Origin of the sequence: Mycobacterium sp. SVM_VP21 (assembly GCA_024758765.1) — a bacterium.
In the GTDB taxonomy this organism is placed as follows: Bacteria; Actinomycetota; Actinomycetes; order Mycobacteriales; family Mycobacteriaceae; genus Mycobacterium; species Mycobacterium heraklionense_C.
This window is the reverse complement of sequence record CP101406.1, coordinates 4,618,386-4,638,001: the sequence shown is the minus strand read 5'-3', so window position 1 is coordinate 4,638,001 and position 19,616 is coordinate 4,618,386. Positions and strand designations below refer to the sequence as shown.

The window sequence follows — 19,616 nt, the reverse complement described above, 5'->3', positions numbered from 1 at the left end:
CACGGTCTGGCGGCTACTGTAGGCGGGCGTGGCACTTCCTAACCTCACCCGCGACCAGGCCGCCGTGCGGGCCGCTTCGGTCACCGTCGTCAACTACCGGATCGCCCTGGACCTGACCGATGGCAGCGGCAATCCGGGCGAGCGCACCTTCCGCTCCACCACCACCGTCACCTTCGACGCACTGGCCGGTAGCGACACCGTCATCGACATCGCCGCCGCGACGATCCACAGCGCCACCCTCAACGGCCGCGCCCTCGATGTCTCGGCCTACGACGAGGCCGTCGGCGTCACACTGACCGGCCTGGACGGGCACAACACCGTCGAGATCGACGCGCAGTGCTACTACTCCAACACCGGCGAAGGTCTGCACCGCTTCGTCGACCCGGTCGACGATGAGGTGTACCTGTACTCGCAGTTCGAAACCGCGGACGCCAAGCGGATGTTCGCCTGCTTCGACCAACCCGACCTCAAGGCCACCTTCGACATCACCGTCACCGCACCGCCGCACTGGCAGGTGATCTCCAACGGCGCCACCACCGCGGTGCGCGACGGAATGCACACGTTTGCGACCACGCCGAAGATGAGCACCTATCTGGTGGCACTGATCGCCGGACCGTATGCCCGTTGGGACGACGTATACCGCGACGAACACAGCGAGATCCCGCTGGGCCTGTTCTGCCGGGCATCGCTGGCCGAGCACATGGACTCCGAGCGGCTGTTCACCGAGACCAAACAGGGATTTGGCTTCTACCACCGCAACTTCGGCGTGCCGTATGCATTCGGCAAGTACGACCAGCTGTTCGTGCCGGAGTTCAACGCCGGTGCCATGGAGAACGCCGGAGCGGTGACGTTCCTGGAGGACTACGTCTTTCGCAGCAAGGTGACCCGGGCGTCCTATGAACGACGCGCCGAGACCGTGCTGCACGAGATGGCGCACATGTGGTTCGGCGACCTGGTCACCATGCGTTGGTGGGACGACCTGTGGCTCAACGAGTCATTCGCGACGTTCGCCTCGGTGCTGTGCCAGAGCGAGGCCACCGAATACACCAGCGCCTGGACCACGTTCGCGAACGCGGAGAAATCATGGGCCTACCGCCAAGACCAGCTGCCGTCGACGCACCCGATCGCCGCCGACATCCCCGACCTGGCCGCTGTGGAGGTCAACTTCGACGGAATCACCTACGCCAAGGGCGCTTCGGTGCTCAAGCAGTTGGTGGCCTACGTCGGTCTGGAGCACTTCCTGGCCGGTCTGCGTGACTACTTCGCCGCGCACGCCTTTGACAACGCCACCTTTGACGACCTGCTGGCGGCACTGGAGAAGGCGTCCGGCCGGGATCTGTCCGACTGGGGCCGGCAGTGGCTGAAGACCACCGGCCTGAACACGCTGCAGGCGGACTTCGATGTTGACGGCGACGGCCGGTTCACCCGGTTCGCGGTGACGCAGGGTGGTGCTGCCCCAGGTGCCGGTGAGACGCGGGTGCACCGGTTGGCCATCGGTATCTACGATGACGACCCCTCCGGTTCCGGCCGGTTGGTGCGCGTGCACCGCGAGGAGCTGGACATCGACGGGCCCAGCACCCAGGTGCCCGGCCTGGTCGGGGTTTCGCGCGGAAAGCTGATCCTGGTCAATGACGACGACCTGACCTACTGCGCGCTGCGGCTGGACCCGCAGTCACTGGCCGCCGCGACGGAGCGCATCGCCGACATCGCCGAGCCGTTGCCGCGCACGCTGGTGTGGTCGGCGGCCTGGGAGATGACCCGCGAAGCCGAGCTGCGCGCCCGGGACTTCCTGGCACTGGTACAGCGCGGCATCGGCGCCGAAGCCGAGGTCGGCGTCGCCTCGCGGCTGCTGCTGCAGGCGCAGACCGCGCTGGGGTTCTACGCCGATCCGGACTGGGCCGCCGAGCACGGGTGGCCCGCGTTCGCCGACCGGCTGCTGGAGTTGGCCCGGGGGGCCGAGCCCGGCTCGGATCACCAGCTGGCCTATGTCAACGCGCTGTGCACCTCGGTGCTCGCCGAGCGGCACACTACGGTGCTGGCCGCACTGTTGGACGCCGACCCGGCTACCCAAGGGCTGTCCGGGCTGGCCGTCGACACCGACCTGCGCTGGCGGATCGTGGTGGCGCTGGCCCGCGGCGGTGCGCTGGACTCTGCGGCGATCGATGCCGAGATCCAGCGCGACCCCACCGCGGCCGGCCAACGCCAGGGCGCACAGGCTTCGGCGGCCCGGCCGCAGCCCGCCGTCAAAGAAGCGGCCTGGCAGCAGGTGATCGAGGACGACACGTTGGCCAACATCACCGGTCGCGCAATCATCGGCGGAATCGTGCAGCCCGGCCAGGGCGAGCTGTTGGCGCCGTTCACCGCGCGCTACTTCGAGGCGATCTCCGGTGTGTGGGAACGGCGATCCAGCGAGGTCGCGCAGACCGTGGTGGTGGGTCTGTACCCCGGGTGGGATGTCAGCCAGGCCGGATTGGACGCCGCCGACGCCTTCCTGGCCGATCCTTCGGTGCCACCGGCGCTGCGGAGGCTGGTAACCGAGGGTCGGGCCGGGGTGGAGCGGTCACTGCGCGCGCGCAGCGTTGACACCGCTTGATCAGCGGTATCCCCCGTCGCGCAGGCCGGCGTCCTTCTCGAAACCGTTGACGCCGCCAAAGATTCGCGCCCTCGCCTCCTCGGCGAGGTAGCGCGAGGGCATCCGCACCGGCCCCAGGGCGGCCCACTGCTGGGCGTGGATCTCCTCGTGATGCAACAGCGCATCCAGGTCAGGTCCGCTCGTACCGACGCGGCCCGATGCGACGATCTCGCGCAGCAATCCGGCGGGATCGGAGACCCGCTGGGCGTTGATCAGGAACAGATCACCCCACATGGTGCCGCCACGGTGGCTGAACGCCCCGTGAATTCGATTGCCTCCCACGACCATCAACACGCCGTTCGGGGTCGTGGCCACGCAGCCGCCGGCATTGCAGATGCTGCGGACCGCCGCGTAACTCCAGCGATTCGCGCGCTGGCGATCGATGATCCGTCGTATCTCGTCGGCGCCGTACGGCGTCTCGGGAAAGTCGCTGCGAGCGCCGGGCCGACCGTACCCGGTGCCCGCATTGAGAAGGTAGGTCAGCAGCACCGCGCGCCGCACGGCGTCGCCGCCGGCTGTTCGGGGGATGACGAAAAAGCTCTTGCCGTCCGGGTCGGTGATCTGCTCCATTACGTCCAGAGCCCGGAAACTGTCCCGCGTGATGCCCTGCCCACGAACGATTTCGGTCACCGCCCGCGGTCCGACACCGCGCCGGTCGAGGTTCGCCAGCCAGGCGCGGTGCGCCGGGGAGGCCGCAGCCAGAGCATGCGCCGAAACGACATCCGGTCCTGCGTGTGGACCGGGCAGGTTCACGCTCGCGACCACGGGATCGTCCGGCGGTACAGCCAGCAGCTAGGCCGGGGTCACGCCGGCGCTGATCACCTGCACCGCGCTGACCAGACCGTCGATCAAGTTGCCGTCACGGAACGCCGCGGCCGCCGCGGCCACACCCTGCGGTGCCGCTGCCGGAGCAATGCGGCCGGCCACGCCGGCGCCGTAGACCACCTCGATGGCCTTCTGGTCCGGCGAGACCGCGATCAGCACGGCGTCGTTGGGGGTGGGCACCTTCGCCAGGATCTCGCGGGCCCGCGCGGCGGTGTCGGAACCCAGGTCGCCGATGTAGGTGGCGAAGCGGGCCTGCGTGTCGCGCGAGGCGTAGGTCAGTGCGTCATCGAGAGCCACCAGTTCCTTGACCGGGAACGGGTAATGCGTCGACGCCTCGCCGGGCTCGGTAACCCCGGAAACCCGACCGCTGTTGGTGACCACAAAGCCGTAGGGCAGGTCCGCCGGATCGATCGTTACGACTTCACCAGTTGCCACTGGTTCCACCCCCCACGCTGAACTCGGAATGGCCGTGGCCATGTCCGCCAATGGCCTCGTCGGTCGCCGACCACAGGATCGGCGGGTGTGTCCACCGCTCCGACATCTGATAGGTGGCCGCGCGCGGCCCCTTCTGCGTCAGGGTCCGGGCGGCCAGCAGTGCGAACATTGCCACCGGGATGCCAATGAAGATGCCGAGGGTTTCCAACACGCTCACGCCGTAGACGGTATCCCACCGCTGATCGAACGATGCGGGAACCCGGCCGGATGGGGCGATCCGCTTAGGCAGCGCCCTCACCGAGGTAGCGCATCCACACCGGATCGAGATCGTGGATCACCGCCAGCAGCCGCCAATGCTGGCCCTTGGGCGAGGTGGGCACCAATCGCAGCGTCCAGCCGATCTCGGCCAGCAACCGGTCCGCCTTGCGGTGGTTGCAGGTCGAGCAGGCGGCGACACAGTTCTCCCAGGAGTGGTCACCGCCGCGGCTGCGCGGCACGACGTGGTCGACCGTGTCGGCCTTGCCACCGCAGTAGGCGCAGCTGTGCTGATCGCGGTGCATCAGCGCAGCCCGGGTCAACGGGATCCGGGCCCGGTACGGCACCCGAACGTAGTTCCGCAGCCGGATCACCGACGGCACCGGCACCGACCGGGTCGCCGAGTGGATGACCGGGCCGGCCGGATCGTCGTGCACGATGTCGGCCTTACCGCAGATCAGCATCACCACGGCACGCCGCAGCGACAGCGCCGTCAACGGCTCGAAAGTGGAGTTCAGCAGCAATACTCGCCGACGAGTCCAGATCGATGCGGCTTCATTGCTGGTCGCAGCACCGGAAGTGGCGACCGAATGCAGGCATGGGGCGGTGGCAAGCCCGCTCAGGCTCGCCGGTGGGGCACCGGGGGTGCGGTGGCCCCGACGTTTCATATCCGGTCTTGCAGCCGGTTTAGATGTCGCACCATTGACCTCCGCCGAACAGTTCACCATGATTCGGCGCTGGTCGCACGCCTATTTCCTGTGTGTTCACCGGCAGGCATCGACGATGCCCCACAATGGGGGGCGATGCAGCCGATAGAAGAACCCTCGTTTTATGACGCCGTCGGCGGTGCGGAGACCTTCCACGCCATCGTGTCGCGGTTTTATCAACTGGTCGCCCAGGATCCGATCCTGCGCCCGATGTACCCCGCCGACGACATGGATGGCGCCGAGGAACGGTTGCGCATGTTCCTCGAGCAGTACTGGGGCGGACCGCGCACCTACACCGAACTTCGCGGGCACCCGCGGTTGCGGATGCGCCACATCCCCTACCGGATCGGCCCGCTGCAGCGCGATGCCTGGCTGCGCTGCATGGTGACGGCCATCGGCGAGATCGACAGCGACACCCTCGACGATGCGCACCGCGGCGAATTGCTGCAGTACCTGCATTCGGCGGCCGACTTCCTGGTCAACGCGCCGATCTGATGGCCACCCGCGAGAGTCCCTGGTGGTCCCAGAGTGTGTTCTACCAGGTGTATCCCCGCTCGTTCGCCGACAGCAACGGCGACGGGGTCGGCGACCTCGACGGGGTGACCGCACACCTGGACTACCTGCGCGAAATCGGCGTCGACGCGATCTGGCTCAACCCGGTGACGGTGTCGCCGATGGCCGACCACGGCTACGACGTGGCGAATCCGCGTGACATCGATCCGCTCTTCGGCGACCTCGCGGCACTGGATCGGCTGGTGGCCGCCGCGCACGCGCGGGGAATCAAGCTGACCATGGACCTGGTGCCCAACCACACCAGTTCGGCGCACCCGTGGTTCGTCGAGGCACTGGCCGCCAAACCCGGCGGTTCAGCGAGGCTCGACGCAGGAGAGCCGAAGCTGGAACCGCCGCATGAACCCGGCGGTTCAGCGAGCCTCGACGGAGGAGAGGCGAAGCTGGAACCGCCGCATAGGCCGGGCAGTGCCGCGCGCGACCGCTACTTCTTCCGCGACGGCCGCGGACCCGACGGCGGGCTGCCACCCAACAACTGGGTGTCGGTGTTCGGCGGCCCGGCCTGGACGCGGGTCACCGAGCCGGACGGCCCAGGCCAGTGGTACCTGCATCTGTTCGATGTGTCACAGCCGGATCTGAACTGGGATAATCCCGAGGTGTTCGCCGATTTCGAGCGAACCCTGCGGTTCTGGCTGGACCGCGGCGTGGACGGCTTCCGCATCGATGTGTCGCACGGCATGGCCAAGCCGGCCGGTCTGCCGGACATGCCGGTCACCGATGTGAAGCTGCTGGCCCATCAGGACGATGACCCGCGATTCAACCGGCCCGGCGTCCACCCGATTCACCGGGCGATTCGCCGGGTCATGGACGACTATCCGGACGCGGTGAGCGTCGGCGAGGTCTGGGTGCACGACAACGATCAGTTCGCCGAGTATCTACGGCCCGACGAACTGCACCTGGCGTTCAACTTCCGGCTGCTGCAAGCCGACTTCGATGCCGACGAGATCCGCGGTGCGATCGACAATTCGCTGGCCGCGGTGGGGTTGGTGGGCGCCAGTGCCACCTGGGCGCTGGAGAACCATGACGTCGAGCGGGCGGTCACCCGCTACGGCGGCGGGGCCGTCGGGCTGGACCGGGCCAGGGCTATGGCTCTGGTGTTGTTGGCCCTGCCGGGCGCGGTGTTCGTCTACAACGGCCAGGAGCTGGGCCTGCCCAACGTCGAGCTGCCCGATTCGGCCCTGCAGGACCCGGTGTGGGAGCGCTCGGGGCACACCGAACGCGGTCGCGACGGCTGCCGGGTGCCCTTGCCGTGGTCCGGCGACGCACCGGCGTTCGGATTCTCCGACAACCCCGACACCTGGCTGCCGATGCCGCCGGACTGGGCGCACCTGACTGTCGAGAGACAACGCAGCGACCGCAGCTCGACGCTGTCGCTGTACCGGCAGGCTCTCGAGATGCGCAGGAGCAGAACCGAACTCACCGGATCGCAGATCGAGTGGCTAGACGCCCTGCCCGGAATGCTCATCTTCCGGCGCGGCGGGCTGATCTGCGCACTCAATGCCAGTAAGCGCCCGGTGGATCTTCCGGAAGGGCAGCTGATCCTGGCCAGCGCGCCGGCGACCGGCGGCGCCTTGCCGCCGAACACCGCTGCGTGGCTGGTCTGAACGGCCGGTCATCTCACGGTCGGCCACGGACTCCTGGACCGCTTGCGGTGCTGGCGAATTCGGCGACCAGATCTGCCAGCCGGTCCGGCCGATCGATCATCGAGAAGGTGCGCGCGCCGTCGATGAGTTCGAAGCGGGAGTTGGGCAGCGTACTTGCGAGGCGCCGCCCGTCTTCGACCGGAAAGAACAGGTCATCGGCGGACCAGGCGATCAGGGCCGGCCTGGTGAACTCGTGCAGTCGCGCCCCGGCGTCCAGGGCGGTCTGCTGGTTCAGCGATTTGGTGAGGTGACGGAGGTCTTCGGCGATGGCGGCGTCACCCAGCGCGGGTGTGACCCACCCTTTCACCAGGTGGTCGATGTCGCCGTGGGAAAGCGCGCCGTATCCGCGCTGACGAACCATCCGCAGCCGCATCGGCTGGAGCACTCCCCGGAAGGTGATCGCCGTCTTCGCGGCCAGCACGAAGGGCTTCAGAATGGGCGGCGGGAAGTGCTCGAAGGCGTCGCAGCTGGTCAGCACTAGCGCGCCTAGCCGGTCGGGGTGGTTGACCGCGACCAGTTGGCTGATCAGGCCTCCGGTGTCGTTGCCGACCAGCACCACGTCCTCGAGGCCGAGCGCTCCCATGACCGCGTCCACCATGGCCGCGATCCCGGGCAGGGTTCTATCAGCGCCGGCCCGCAGCGCCGTCGGGTGTGTGCCCAGCGGCCAATTCGGGGCGATGCAGCGGAGACCTCGCGCTGCCAGGCGGGCGCTCAGTGGCCCCCACAGCGAGGCGCCCATGGCGTAGCCGTGGACGAACAGCACCGGGCGGCCATCCTGCGGGCCCGCGGTGTCGTAGTGGATTGTTCCGGCGTCAATGTCAACGGTGGGCATGGGCAGCTCCTAACATAGTTACGTGCAACCTGCCGATAACTTACCGACAGCCTGTACGGAAATCAAGCGTCGGACGCAAGCCGAGCGTTCCGCCGCCACCCGTGCTGCCTTGATGAGCGCGGCCCGCAAACTGTGGGGTGCGCGTGGCTACGCGGCCGTGGGGACCCCCGAGATCGCGGAGGCCGCCGGCGTGACCCGGGGCGCGATGTACCACCAATTCCCGGACAAGGCAGCGCTTTTCCTGGCCGTCGTGGAATCGGTGGAAGCCGACGTGATGGCGCGCCTGGCCGAAGCGGTGGCCGCCTCCGCATCAACCACCCCCGCCGCCGCGTTACGGGCAGCCGCGGAAAACTGGCTGGTGGTGGCCAACGATCCGGAGGTGCGGCAACTCCTGCTGCTCGATGCCCCCAACGTCCTGGGTTGGGACGGCTTTCGCGACGTGGCCCAGCGCTACAGCCTCGGCATGACCGAGCAGCTGCTCAGTGAAGCGATGAAAGCGGGACAACTCCCCCACCAGCCGGTCCGCGCGCTCGCCCACGTGCTGATCGGCGCGCTCGACGAAGCAGCGATGCTGATCGCGACGGCCGACGACCCCGAGCAGACGCGTGCCGACGTGAGCATCGTCATTCAACGACTGCTCGACGCCATGCTCACGGCAGACTGATCGGGAGCATCAGCGCGTTCAACGGATGAACTTCTCCAGGTAGGCGCGATGGTCCGCCGACAGCCGCACCAGCTTCTGCTCGTCGATGCTGAAGGTGGCCAACTGCGTCTCGGCGATCACGGCAGGCCGGGAGTCCGGGGCCGCGTGCACCGAGCGCACCTCGTAGCCGATGGTGAAGTCCACCGTGCGCAGCCGAGACACCCACATCGTCACCTGCAGCGGTGAGTCCGTCAGCCGCAGTTGCCCCTTGTAGCCGACTTTGACCTCGGCGATCAGCAGGCCGACGCTGGTGATGTCGACCGCGAACGCCGGCGACAGGAAGGGCACCCGCGCCTCTTCGAGCATCGTCACCATGGTCGCGTGGTTCACGTGCTGGTACATATCGATGTCCGACCAGCGCACCGGAACCGCCGCCACAAAGCCCACCGGCTGCCCGTTGGATTCTCCTGCCGGGCTCATGAGGCCGCGCCGCGCGTCATGCTGCGGATCTGCCGGGCCGCCACCGACAGGGTCGCCAGATCCCGCTGGTCGGATTCGTAGATCTGGGTCAGCGTGCGCCGCGCCCGCTCCACGCGTGAGGCGTTGGTCGATTCCCATTCGGCGATTTTCTGCATCCCATCCTCGTCCGGTTCCCCGACCGCCAGCACGTCCAGGCACAGCGACCGCACCGAATTGTAGATGTCGTCACGGATCGCCAACCGCGCCAAGGCATGCCAGCGGTCATCGCGCGGGAGCTGGGCGACCGCGGTCAGCAGCCCGTCGGTACCGAGGCGATCCATCAGCGCGAAGTAGGTGTCCGCGACCTCGTCGGCGTCGCGTTCGGTGATGTCGGCGACGTCGATGATGTCGAGCAGGCTGTAGCGATATAGGCCCAGGGCGACGTCGGAGGCCAGGCCACGGGGCACGCCCTGGGCCTCGAACTCGCGGATGTGTTTGGCGACGATGTCGGCGTCGTCGCCGCGCAGCCATCCCGACATCCGCGGTGACAGTGCGGCAACCTGCTCAGCGAACCGATTGATTTCGGCGCCGACCGCCAGCGGCTGGGGGCGGTAATTGAGCAGCCACCGGCCGGCTCTGTCGATGAGCCGCCGCAGGTCCAGTGTCATTCGGTCGGTCACCGCGACCGGCAGGCAGTCCTGCTCGCCGGCTGCGCGGATGCGGCGCCAGAGGTCGCCCACCCCGAAGATGGCATCGGTCGCGACGTAGGCGCGCACCGCGTCGATCAGCTCGACGCCCGCGTCCTCGGTGATCCGGAAGGCGTAAGTGATGCCCGCGGTGTCCACTACGTCGTTGATCAGCATGGTGGTGACGATTTCGCGGCGCAGTTGATGCTGACGGATCTCGGGGCCGAAGCGCTCTTGTAAAACGCGCGGGAAGTACTGCGGGAGCCGGGCGGCGAACACATCCTGTTCGGGCAGATCGGTGGCCAGCACCGCCGCTTTCAGCGTCAGCTTGACGTGCGCCATCAGGGTGGCCAACTCCGGTGAGGCCAGGCCCAGCCCGGCCTCGGCACGCCGGGCGATCTCCTTCTCCGAAGGCAGCGCCTCCAGTGCACGGTTGAGGCCCCGGTCGGCCACCAAGTGGCGGATCTGATCGGCGTGCACCGGAAGCAGACTCGCGGCGTTGGCCCGGCTGGTTCCCATCAGATCGTTCTGGGCGGTGTTGTCCGCGAGCACCAGCGCGCTGACTTCGTCGGTCATCGACGCCAGCAACTCGGGCCGGTCCGCGGCGTCGACCTTGCCTACGGTGACCAGGGCGTCGATCAGGATCTTGATGTTGACCTCGTGGTCGGAGCAGTCGACTCCGGCGGAGTTGTCCAGGGCGTCGGTATTGATGCGCCCGCCGGCCAGGTCGAATTCGACGCGGCCCAGCGGCGTGACGCCGAGGTTTCCGCCTTCGCCGATCACCTTAGCGCGCACCTGGTTTCCATTGACCCGGACCTGGTCGTTGGCACGGTCGCCCACATCGGCGTCCGATTCGGACTCGGCCTTGACATAGGTGCCGATGCCACCGTTGAACAGCAGGTCCACGGGCGCCCGCAGGATCGCCCGGATCAGCACCGGCGGGGTGAGCTCGGTGATGTCCTCGCCGAGGCCCAGCACTGCGGCGACCTGCGGGCTGACCGGCACGGATTTCAGGTCCCGCGCATAGACGCCGCCCCCGGCGCTAATCAGCGACTTGTCGTAGTCGTCCCAACTGGACCGGGGCAGGTCGAACATCCGCTGACGCTCGGCGAAGGACCGGGCGGGATCGGGGTCGGGATCGAGGAAGATGTGCCGATGGTCGAAGGCGGCCATCAGCCGGATGTGTTGGCTCCGCAGCATGCCGTTGCCGAACACGTCGCCGCTCATGTCTCCAACTCCGACGACACTAAAATCCTGGGTCTGGGTATCGATGCCCATCTCCCGGAAGTGCCGCTTGACCGACTCCCAGGCACCCTTGGCGGTGATACCCATCTCCTTGTGGTCGTAGCCGACCGACCCTCCGGACGCGAATGCGTCGCCCAACCAGTAGCCGTAGGACTCGGCCACCCCGTTGGCGATGTCAGAGAAGCTGGCGGTGCCCTTGTCGGCGGCCACCACCAGGTACGCGTCGTCACCGTCGCGGCGCACGACCTGCGGCGGCGCGCTGACCGCGCCGGTGGCGTGGTCGACGTTGTCGGTGACGTCGAGCAGCCCGGAGATGAACAGCGTGTAGCAGGCGATCCCTTCGTCGCGGGTTGCCTCGCGGTCGGCTAGCGGGTTACCGGTGGGCGTCGGTGGGTGTTTGACCACGAACCCGCCTTTGGCCCCGGTCGGGACGATGACGGCGTTCTTGACCTCTTGGGCCTTGACCAGTCCGAGGATCTCGGTGCGATAGTCCTCGCGGCGGTCCGACCAGCGCAGTCCGCCGCGCGATACGAAGCCGAACCGTAGGTGCACACCCTCGACCCGGGGTGAGTAGACGAAGATCTCGAACTTCGGCCGGGGCAGCGGCAACTCGTCGATCAGGCCAGCATTCAGCTTGAGCGCCAGCACGTTACGTGCACGAGCCGAATCGTCGCGGGTGACAAAGTAATTGGTACGCAGGGTGGCTTGAATCAGGGAGGCGAACGCACGTAGCACGCGGTCGGTGTCCAGGCTCACCACCGCGTCGATGCCCACTGCGACGTCAGCGGCGGCCGACTGCGCGTCCCGGTTGCGATGCGTGCGCGACGGGTCGAAGAGCGCCTCGAACAGCGCCACCAGGGCCCGCGCGATGCTCGGATAGTCGTTGAGCACCGAGGCGATGTGGTTCTCGCTGTAGGGGAACCGGGCCTGGCGCAGGTATTTGGCGTAGCCGCGCAGCACCACCACCTGTTGCCAGTTCAGTCCGGCGCGCAGCACCAGCTCGTTGAATCGGTCGGGCTCGGCGCGGCCCTCCCAGATCGCGGTGACGCCGTCGGCGAATCGTTGTTCGGCGTCGACGCGCTCGGCTCCGCTCGCCGGGATCTCAATCGTCGGGTGTGCGGACACCTTGAACTTGTAGATCCACACCTGCAGGCCGTCCGCGCGGGTGACGGTGAACGGTCGCTCTTCGAGGACAGCCACTCCCATGCACTGCAGCATCGGCAGCAGTTGGCTCAGCGACGCACCGTGCCCACCGAGAAACCAGGCCAACTGACTTCCGTCGGCCTCGCCGTAGTCGGAGAACACCAATTTGACCGAGTCGGCGGTCAGCCGCTCGATGATCGCGATGTCACCGACCGCCTCGGCCGGAGCGACGGCCTGCTTGTAGATCTCGTCGAAGGCGACCGCATAGTGTTCGGCCACCTCGGCGTCGATGGAGTCCTGCGCCGCCGTCTCGAGCAGCCGGTCTCCCCAGGTCCGGGTGGCCTCGGCCAGCAGCGCCTGGATCCGGACCCGGTTGGCCTCGCCGGTGTCGACCGAACGGGCGTCGGGATCGTCGGACATCCGGACCATGAAATGCAGTAGCGCCCAGGGCGCTTCGCTGACACGAGCGCTGTATTCCAGCCCTACCCCACCGAACTCGTGGATCAGGATGTCCTCCATATGCAACCGCACCGGGGTGGTGTAGCGGTCACGGGGCAGGTACACCAGGCAGGACACGAAGCGACCGGTCCGGTCGCCGCGCAGGAACAGCAGGGTTCCGCGCCGCGCACCCAGGTCGGACACCGCCATCGCCATGTTCAGCAACTGCTCGGCATCGATCGCGAAAAGCTCTGAACGCGGAACGGTTTGGATGATATCGAGCAGCAGTTGCCCGGGGTGGCCAGGCTCCTTCTCCGCCAAAGCCAGCGCGCGACGGACGGTGTGCGAGATGACTGGTATCTCGAAGACGTCGGCGTTCATCGCGCCGGCGGTGAACAGTCCGACGAAGCGGTGCGCGATGATGCTGTCGCCGGTATCCTCGCGGATCACCACCACATAGGTGTGTGAACTGAACCGCATGTAACTGGGCACGGTGGCCTGCGCAAGGGTCAGCAGATTGTTGCCGGTGAGCCTGGGCCGCAAAGACTTACGCAGGCGCAGCACTCCCAGTCGAGCGGCGTCTTCGATGTGAACCTGCCCGTCGCGCACCACGCCGCTCTGGTATCCCAGCAGCACGAAGCGCCCGTCGGCCAGCCACTGCAGCAGAGCGGCGACATCGTGGCGGTCCGGCGCGGTGTAGTGGCCGTGCGCATTGGCCTCGACATCGGCGGCGAGCTCGTTGAGCGCGTCGCGCATCGCCGTGGAATCGACGGCGACCTGGCGGACGTCGGCCATCACATCGGGCAGCAGGCGTTCGGTCTCGGCCAGAGTGTTGCGATTGACCGTCGGTGAGAGCTGGACATGAATCCAGGCCTCGGCCCCCGCCGAGCCGTCGGCGGATCTCGGCTCCACCGAGCGCAGTTCCCCGGCCGCATCGCGCCGCACCGTGAAGACCGGAGTCATAATCCCGACGTAGGCCACCCCGAGCCGGTGCAGCAGCACCGCCACCGAGTCCATCAGCATGCCGCCGTGGTCGGTGACCACCTGCAGTGCCGGCCCGAACCCGGCGGGATCGTCGGCGGGGTACACCGCAACCCGGGTCTCGCCGGCGACCCGGTGCTGCGCCAGCCGGGCGTGCGCAGCCAGCAGCGCCGGGGTCACGACGGCGGTGGCGGCGGCCCGGCTGGCCGGATCGGTGCCACCCAATGGTTCGTCGCTGACCAGAGAGTCGCTGTGCGACCCGCGATAGGTCTCGACGTAGGCGGTCGAGACCCACGCAGGAATGCCCTGCGGCTCAGAGGGGTCGGGAAATGTTGTCCACGCGGTTGATTCCTTGGTGGACTTTGTCATCCCACCCCTCCTGACTGTGTGTCAGCTCCGGCAGCGCCGCTACCGGGCCAACATTAGTCGCGGGTGAGCCTGCGGTGGGTCACTCGATGCGGACGCGCCGCTTCGGCACCGAGTCGCTGCACCTTGTTCTCCTCGTAGGCACCGAAGTTGCCCTCGAACCAGAACCATTTGGCCTCGTTGTCGTCGTCACCCTCCCACGCCAGGATGTGCGTGCAGGTGCGGTCGAGGAACCAGCGGTCGTGGCTGATGACCACCGCGCAGCCGGGGAACTGTTCGAGGGCGTTCTCGAGCGAACCGAGTGTTTCGACATCGAGGTCGTTGGTCGGCTCGTCGAGCAGGATCAGGTTGCCGCCCTGCTTGAGGGTCAACGCCAGATTCAGCCGGTTGCGTTCACCACCGGAGAGCACACCCGCGGGCTTCTGCTGATCGGGGCCTTTGAACCCGAACGCCGAGACGTAGGCCCGGGACGGGATCTCGGTCTGCCCGACCTCGATGTAGTCCAAGCCGTCGGAGACCACTTCCCAAACCGTCTTTTTCGGGTCGATGCCGGCGCGATTCTGGTCGACGTAGCTCAACTTGACCGTTTCGCCGACCTTGACCGTGCCGCTGTCCGGCTCTTCCAGCCCGACGATGGTCTTGAACAGGGTCGTCTTGCCGACGCCGTTGGGGCCGATCACGCCGACGATGCCGTTGCGCGGCAGCGTGAAGGACAGGTCCTTGATCAGCTGGCGGGAGTCGAAGCCCTTGTCCAGGTGTTCCACCTCGACCACAGTGTTGCCCAACCGCGGGCCGACCGGGATCTGGATCTCCTCGAAGTCGAGCTTGCGGGTCTTCTCCGCCTCGACAACCATCTCGTCGTAGCGCTGCAGGCGGGCCTTGTTCTTGGCTTGGCGGGCCTTGGCACCCGAACGCACCCAGGCGAGTTCGTCCTTGAGCCGCTTCTGCAGCTTCTGGTCCTTCTTGCCCTGCACCTCCAGGCGGTCGGCCTTCTTCTCCAGGTAGGTGGAGTAGTTGCCCTCGTAGGGGTAGGCGCGGCCCCGGTCGAGCTCGAGGATCCACTCGGCGACGTTGTCGAGGAAGTAGCGGTCGTGAGTGACCGCGAGGATGGCGCCCGGGTAGGAGGCCAGGTGCTGCTCCAGCCACAGCACGCTCTCGGCGTCGAGGTGGTTGGTCGGCTCGTCCAGGAGCAGCAGGTCCGGCTTGCTCAGCAGCAGCTTGCACAGCGCCACCCGCCGGCGCTCACCACCGGAGAGGTGAGTGACGGGCTCGTCGGCCGGCGGGCAGCGCAGTGCGTCCATCGCCTGTTCGAGCTGCGAGTCGATGTCCCAGGCGTCGGCGGAGTCGAGCTCCTCCTGGAGCTTGCCCATCTCTTCCATCAGCTCGTCGGTGTAGTCGGTGGCCATCAGCTCGGCGACCTCGTTGTACCGATTGAGCTTGGCCTTGATCGGCACGCCCTCTTCGACGTTCTCCCGGACGGTCTTGGTTTCGTCCAGATGCGGTTCCTGCAACAGGATGCCGACGGAGGCGCCCGGCGCGAGGAACGCATCGCCGTTGTTCGCCTTGTCCAACCCGGCCATGATCCGCAGGACGCTGGACTTACCAGCACCGTTAGGACCGACGACACCGATCTTGGCGCCGGGCAGGAAGTTCAGCGTGACGTCGTCGAGGATGACTTTGTCGCCGTGTGCTTTGCGCACCTTCTTCATCGTGTAGATGAACTCAGCCATGCCGGGGTGTCGCCTCCTGGTCTCGCGAATTTGCTCGCCAACCATCCTAGGGGGTCGTCCGGCAGCGCTGTCGGCTGCTGTCAGGGCGTCAGAGCTATCCCAGCCATCTCGGCCATCTCGTCGCTGGCGTCGGATTCGCCGTCCACGCAATCTGGGCCGTCGGCGTCGTCGCTACCGGCAGCAACCGGCGGATTGTCCGGTCCGGCAGCGATGATCTTCTCCACCCGAGCCGCGCACCGCGCCAGATCGGGGCCAACCGCGGTCGCGCGCAGCTCCACCGACGAGCGGCGAACCCCGTCTTTGTCCTCGTACTCGCTGGTGAAGACATGCCCCACCACGACCACCGGCAGCCCCTTGCTCAGCGACGCCCCCACCCCGGTGACCAACCTGTCCCAGCAGTTGACGGTCACGAACAGGGAGTTACCGGTCTCCCAGCTGCCGTCGGCAGCGCGCTTGCGCGAATTGCTGGCGACCCGGAACTTGATGAGTTCGTGCTCGCCCACCCGGCGCCGAATCGGGTCGTTGACGATGTTGCCGATCACGGTAAGTGTTGTCTCGAACATAGGGGTGCTTCCTTCCTGGTTGCGGCGGGCCTGACGAGCTCGCCGGTGCTGCACCCATTGGGCGCGGTAGGCCCGACAAGGACGCCGGGCCGGCCGTCACGCACAACGGCAACTGGGGAAGAACAGCGCATTGGGGATAACCCCGGCGGAAGCTAGGCCCGCGGCTTGCCGACGGTCACCGGCGCATTCCAGTTCGAGAAGGTGATCGCCACGGCGTCGTCGTCGCCGGAGGCCAGCTTCAGCGCAACCAGGTGGTGGTCGCCGGTCTCGTCGATCCAAACCGTGCACGCGGTCCGTTTGGTGGCCTGCAGCTGCGGCACGATCTTCTTCGCCGCGTCGGCTGATACCTCGCCGCTGATCCGCACGGTGTGGACGTCATCGATGGTCTCGCGCCCCTCGACCTCGGGATCGATGAAATCGGTCAGCAGGCCGGCCAGCCCGGTGTCGGGGCTCAGGATGCTCGCCGCGTCATAGAACTTGGCGGCCGGACCGTAGTCGACCCAGCGGCCGTGCTCCTGCGACACGTAGAAGTCGCCGCCGAACACGACGAACGCCACATAGGCCGGCGCGCCCCGGTAGGCGATCTTGGCATAGCCCTTCGCCGCGGGGTCGGGCTGCTGGGTCACGTCCCCGTCGAGCGCTGTGACCGGCATGTTCTCGATGCTGCCGGTCACCGCCATCGACAGATGCACGCTGTCGAGTTCGGCGGTGGTGGCGCTGGACTCCTTGAGGATCGCCGCGGCGTCCGGCAGGGGCTCGGTGGACTTCTTGGGCGAGGTGCGCGACGGCGACGTGGTGGATGCGGGCGTCGACGAGGTTGGTGGCGTAGTCGCGGCAACGGTTGACGACGCAGCCGACGGGACCGTTGGGGAGTCGGATGAGCAACCGCCGACCAGGGCAGCGGCGACGCTGACCACGGTCAGGACGCCCGGGAGCCTGCGCATGCCCGCCATCGTAGAGGCCGCCGCCCCGCCTGGTAGCTCTTACCGTGCCGACGAGAAGTGGGCGCGCGGTTGGTATACGTTGCTTGCGGTGGATACCAAAGGCCGGTCCGGCAGCGGTGAACACACCAGCCGCAGCACATGGGCACGCGACGACATACGGGTCTCGGACCCGGCGGCCATGCAGCGCTCGATCGCGGGCACGGCCGTCGGCAACTTCATGGAGTGGTACGACTTCGGGATCTACGGCTTCCTGGCCACCACCATCGCGCAGGTGTTCTACCCCAGTGACAGTTCCAGCGCGGTGGGCCTGATCGCCACCTTCGGCACCCTGGCGGCAGCGTTCGCGGTGCGGCCGTTCGGCGGCATCGTCTTCGGCGCGCTCGGTGACCGCATCGGCCGTAAACGGGTCTTAGTCATGACCGTCACCCTGATGGCGGTCGGTACCACCATCACGGGGCTGCTGCCGTCGTACGAGAAGATCGGCTTGTGGGCCCCGATCCTGCTGATCGTCACCAAGATCATGCAGGGGTTCTCCACCGGCGGCGAATACGTGGGCGCCATGACCTACGTCAGCGAGCATGCCCCAGACCGCAGTCGCGGCGCGCTGACCGGCTATCTGCCGCTGGGCACACTCGGCGGCTACATCACGGGCGCCGCGGTAGTGACCCTGCTCAAAACCCAACTGCCGGTCTCCGACATGCTGCACTGGGGTTGGCGGGTCCCGTTTCTGCTGGGTGTGCCACTGGCCTTGGTGACGCTGTATATGCGGCTGCGCATCGACGAATCACCGGCCTTTGAAGAGCTGGAGCAGCTCAGCGAGACGCCCGACGCCGACCACAGCAACGGGTGGCTGCAGTTCAAGCAGACCGTCACCGGGCAGCGCAACGGCCTGCTGATCTGCATGGGCCTGGTGCTGGCCGAGAACGTCACCAACTACATGCTCACCGGGTATCTGCCGACGTACTTCAAACAGGTCGGTCGCATCAGCGGCAGCCGCGGACTGACGATGATCGTGGTGGCACTGGTGTTCATGCTGGTCGCCGTGTTGCCGCTGGCCAAGTTGTCCGACCGCATCGGTCGCAAGCCGATTCTGTGGACCGGCAGCGCTCTGCTGATCGTGGGGTCTGTTCCCGCCTTCCTGTTGATCCGCCAGGGCGGTAGCTACCCGCTGCGACTGCTCGGCGTGCTGCTCATCGGCGTCATGCTGCTGTGCTTCTACAGCACCACGCCGTCGACGCTGCCCGCGCTGTTTCCCACCAGGGTGCGCTATTTCGCGGTTGCGATCGGATTCAACATCTCGGTCTCGGTGTTCGGCGGCACCACTCCGCTGGTCGCCGAGACGCTGGTGTCAGGCACCGGCAACGTGATGTTGCCGGCCTACCTGCTGATGGGCGCGGGCGTCATCGGCGCAATCACGGTGTGGTTCACGCCGGAGACGGCCGGCAAACGCCTGCCCGGGTCGGGACCGTCGGTGGCCACCGAGCAGGAGGCCGAGGCGATCGCCGAAGCGGGGCTGCACGAATAGCCTCAGCTCCGGACCGACGTGGGAACGGGCATGTGCAAGGCAAGTTGAGCTTCACACGCGACGTCGAGTTGAACGGTCCGAATCGGTCTGAGCGATCGCAAGTCGTCGGCCAGCCGCCCCTGACCGATCCGCAGGTCGAGATTGCGCGGGAAGCGTTCGGTACCGACCGAGAGCATGTTGGTCTGGCTCAAGGTGGAGTGCCAGGCGCCGTGGATCGTCGTATACGAGGTGAGTGTGGAGACTCGTTCACCCGTCCGGGATCGGGTCTGGGCGGGAGTGGCCACCGATAACGCCAGGTCTGTCTCGCCGGCCTCGTTGGCCACCCGAGCGGTGGTCTGGTGACCGTCGATGTCGACGTCGAGCCCGGTGACCCATTTGGGGAACCCGTAACCGACATGACCGCGCACCTGAGCGATATCGGTGCTGACCGGCAGCGACAGGACATAGGAGTGGAGATGGTCGTTGCCCAGCCCGGCCAGCAGGTCTACGAATCCGAGCCGGCCGTGCCGTGCGGGTCGCACCGCGATTCCGATGGCGGCCTCGGTGTAGAAGTCGATGTCGCACACGTCGTAGCGGAAGAACATCACCGAGATCAACCCCAGTCCCGGCCCGATCTCTAACGGCGCCAACTCTTTTGGCAGTTGGCGACGGATGGTCTTGGTTCTGGCCAGCATGACGAGCCGCGCGGTGCTGATCCGGTAGTAGAAGTTTGGGGTGAGCGTCGGTCCGATCGGTGACTCGACACGAGCTTTGGGCAACTGCCGGAAGAAGTCGACGCTGCTCACCCGCGGATCGGCGGCAACATCGTCGAGATCGGTGTTCATCCGATACCGGTCGTAGAGGCCACCTTTGGGGACCGAGACCAGATGTCCACCCAGATCGACCTCGACGGTGTCCTGCTGGGTCGATGGCATGGAGGCTCCTCCTCGCTAGATATGGACGCGCCGGGGCCAGAGTAGGCCGCCAATGTAAGCACCGTCAACACTTGCGATCA

16 protein-coding genes are annotated in these 19,616 nt (G+C 67.1%); 5 read left to right on the top strand and 11 right to left on the bottom strand.

What is annotated here, in order from left to right; all coding sequences use genetic code 11:
* Positions 1-28 precede the first annotated feature (28 nt).
* A complete protein-coding gene (gene pepN / locus NM962_21680; GenBank protein ID UVO12428.1) occupies positions 29-2,593 on the top strand; it encodes an aminopeptidase N in 2,565 nt (854 codons plus the stop codon).
* Here the strand turns inward: pepN and NM962_21675 are convergent, their stop codons facing one another.
* The 4 genes from NM962_21675 to NM962_21660 form a co-directional block, all read right to left on the bottom strand.
* Entirely contained in the window at positions 2,594-3,397 is an 804-nt protein-coding gene (locus tag NM962_21675) for a hypothetical protein (GenBank protein ID UVO12427.1), read from the bottom strand. It lies immediately after the preceding gene.
* 27 nt (positions 3,398-3,424) lie between these two features.
* Complete coding sequence (locus NM962_21670) at positions 3,425-3,892, bottom strand: DUF5130 domain-containing protein (GenBank protein ID UVO12426.1); 468 nt, start codon at positions 3,890-3,892, stop codon at positions 3,425-3,427.
* Entirely contained in the window at positions 3,879-4,061 is a 183-nt protein-coding gene (locus NM962_21665) for a hypothetical protein (protein ID UVO14887.1), read from the bottom strand. The genes NM962_21670 and NM962_21665 overlap by 14 nt, the downstream gene beginning before the upstream one ends.
* A 112-nt stretch (positions 4,062-4,173) precedes the next feature.
* Complete coding sequence (locus tag NM962_21660; GenBank protein UVO12425.1) at positions 4,174-4,815, bottom strand: HNH endonuclease; 642 nt, start codon at positions 4,813-4,815, stop codon at positions 4,174-4,176.
* 135 nt (positions 4,816-4,950) lie between these two features.
* Here NM962_21660 and NM962_21655 point away from each other — a divergent pair, with 135 nt between their 5' ends.
* Together NM962_21655 and NM962_21650 are read left to right on the top strand one after the other, a co-directional pair.
* Positions 4,951-5,349, top strand: a complete 399-nt coding sequence (locus tag NM962_21655) for a globin (GenBank protein ID UVO12424.1) — start codon at positions 4,951-4,953, stop codon at positions 5,347-5,349.
* Positions 5,349-7,028, top strand: a complete 1,680-nt coding sequence (locus NM962_21650) for a glycoside hydrolase family 13 protein (GenBank protein ID UVO12423.1) — start codon at positions 5,349-5,351, stop codon at positions 7,026-7,028. The genes NM962_21655 and NM962_21650 overlap by 1 nt, the downstream gene beginning before the upstream one ends.
* Before the next feature lie 13 nt (positions 7,029-7,041).
* Here NM962_21650 and NM962_21645 read toward each other — a convergent pair whose 3' ends face one another.
* Positions 7,042-7,899 (bottom strand): alpha/beta hydrolase, encoded by an 858-nt coding sequence (locus NM962_21645; protein UVO12422.1) that lies wholly within the window; start codon positions 7,897-7,899, stop codon positions 7,042-7,044.
* 112 nt (positions 7,900-8,011) lie between these two features.
* Between NM962_21645 and NM962_21640 the strand changes: the two genes are divergently transcribed.
* The gene (locus tag NM962_21640; protein ID UVO14886.1) at positions 8,012-8,563 is read left to right on the top strand and encodes a TetR/AcrR family transcriptional regulator; all 552 of its coding nucleotides are present in this window, start codon (positions 8,012-8,014) and stop codon (positions 8,561-8,563) included.
* 18 nt (positions 8,564-8,581) lie between these two features.
* Here NM962_21640 and NM962_21635 read toward each other — a convergent pair whose 3' ends face one another.
* The 5 genes from NM962_21635 to NM962_21615 all read right to left on the bottom strand — a co-directional run bounded on the left by NM962_21635 (position 8,582) and on the right by NM962_21615 (position 17,097).
* Entirely contained in the window at positions 8,582-9,022 is a 441-nt protein-coding gene (locus NM962_21635) for an acyl-CoA thioesterase (protein UVO12421.1), read from the bottom strand.
* Positions 9,019-13,863, bottom strand: a complete 4,845-nt coding sequence (locus NM962_21630) for an NAD-glutamate dehydrogenase (protein ID UVO12420.1) — start codon at positions 13,861-13,863, stop codon at positions 9,019-9,021. The genes NM962_21635 and NM962_21630 overlap by 4 nt, the downstream gene beginning before the upstream one ends.
* 53 nt (positions 13,864-13,916) lie before the next feature.
* A complete protein-coding gene (gene ettA / locus NM962_21625; protein UVO12419.1) occupies positions 13,917-15,590 on the bottom strand; it encodes an energy-dependent translational throttle protein EttA in 1,674 nt (557 codons plus the stop codon).
* Positions 15,591-15,670: 80 nt separating this feature from the next.
* The gene (locus tag NM962_21620) at positions 15,671-16,153 is read right to left on the bottom strand and encodes a single-stranded DNA-binding protein (GenBank protein ID UVO12418.1); all 483 of its coding nucleotides are present in this window, start codon (positions 16,151-16,153) and stop codon (positions 15,671-15,673) included.
* Between the two features lie 152 nt (positions 16,154-16,305).
* Positions 16,306-17,097, bottom strand: a complete 792-nt coding sequence (locus NM962_21615; protein ID UVO12417.1) for an LppX_LprAFG lipoprotein — start codon at positions 17,095-17,097, stop codon at positions 16,306-16,308.
* Positions 17,098-17,275: 178 nt separating this feature from the next.
* On the opposite strand from NM962_21615, the gene NM962_21610 reads away from it, so the two are divergent.
* Positions 17,276-18,622, top strand: coding sequence for an MFS transporter (locus NM962_21610; GenBank protein UVO14885.1), 1,347 nt, complete (start codon positions 17,276-17,278; stop codon positions 18,620-18,622).
* A 2-nt stretch (positions 18,623-18,624) separates the two neighbouring features.
* On the opposite strand, the gene NM962_21605 is transcribed toward NM962_21610, so the two are convergent.
* Complete coding sequence (locus NM962_21605; protein ID UVO12416.1) at positions 18,625-19,536, bottom strand: acetoacetate decarboxylase family protein; 912 nt, start codon at positions 19,534-19,536, stop codon at positions 18,625-18,627.
* Between the last annotated feature and the right edge of the window lie 80 nt (positions 19,537-19,616).

Bases quoted from the DNA above. Each gene is read 5' to 3' on its own strand.
- NM962_21665 (UVO14887.1), bottom strand. From the start codon at position 4,061: ATGTTCGCACTGCTGGCCGCCCGGACCCTGACGCAGAAGGGGCCGCGC.
- NM962_21660 (UVO12425.1), bottom strand. From the start codon at position 4,815: ATGAAACGTCGGGGCCACCGCACCCCCGGTGCCCCACCGGCGAGCCTG.
- NM962_21655 (UVO12424.1), top strand. From the start codon at position 4,951: ATGCAGCCGATAGAAGAACCCTCGTTTTATGACGCCGTCGGCGGTGCG.
- NM962_21650 (UVO12423.1), top strand. From the start codon at position 5,349: ATGGCCACCCGCGAGAGTCCCTGGTGGTCCCAGAGTGTGTTCTACCAG.
- NM962_21645 (UVO12422.1), bottom strand. From the start codon at position 7,899: ATGCCCACCGTTGACATTGACGCCGGAACAATCCACTACGACACCGCG.
- NM962_21640 (UVO14886.1), top strand. From the start codon at position 8,012: ATGAGCGCGGCCCGCAAACTGTGGGGTGCGCGTGGCTACGCGGCCGTG.
- NM962_21635 (UVO12421.1), bottom strand. From the start codon at position 9,022: ATGAGCCCGGCAGGAGAATCCAACGGGCAGCCGGTGGGCTTTGTGGCG.
- NM962_21630 (UVO12420.1), bottom strand. From the start codon at position 13,863: ATGACAAAGTCCACCAAGGAATCAACCGCGTGGACAACATTTCCCGAC.
- ettA (UVO12419.1), bottom strand. From the start codon at position 15,590: ATGGCTGAGTTCATCTACACGATGAAGAAGGTGCGCAAAGCACACGGC.
- NM962_21620 (UVO12418.1), bottom strand. From the start codon at position 16,153: ATGTTCGAGACAACACTTACCGTGATCGGCAACATCGTCAACGACCCG.
- NM962_21615 (UVO12417.1), bottom strand. From the start codon at position 17,097: ATGCGCAGGCTCCCGGGCGTCCTGACCGTGGTCAGCGTCGCCGCTGCC.
- NM962_21610 (UVO14885.1), top strand. From the start codon at position 17,276: ATGCAGCGCTCGATCGCGGGCACGGCCGTCGGCAACTTCATGGAGTGG.
- NM962_21605 (UVO12416.1), bottom strand. From the start codon at position 19,536: ATGCCATCGACCCAGCAGGACACCGTCGAGGTCGATCTGGGTGGACAT.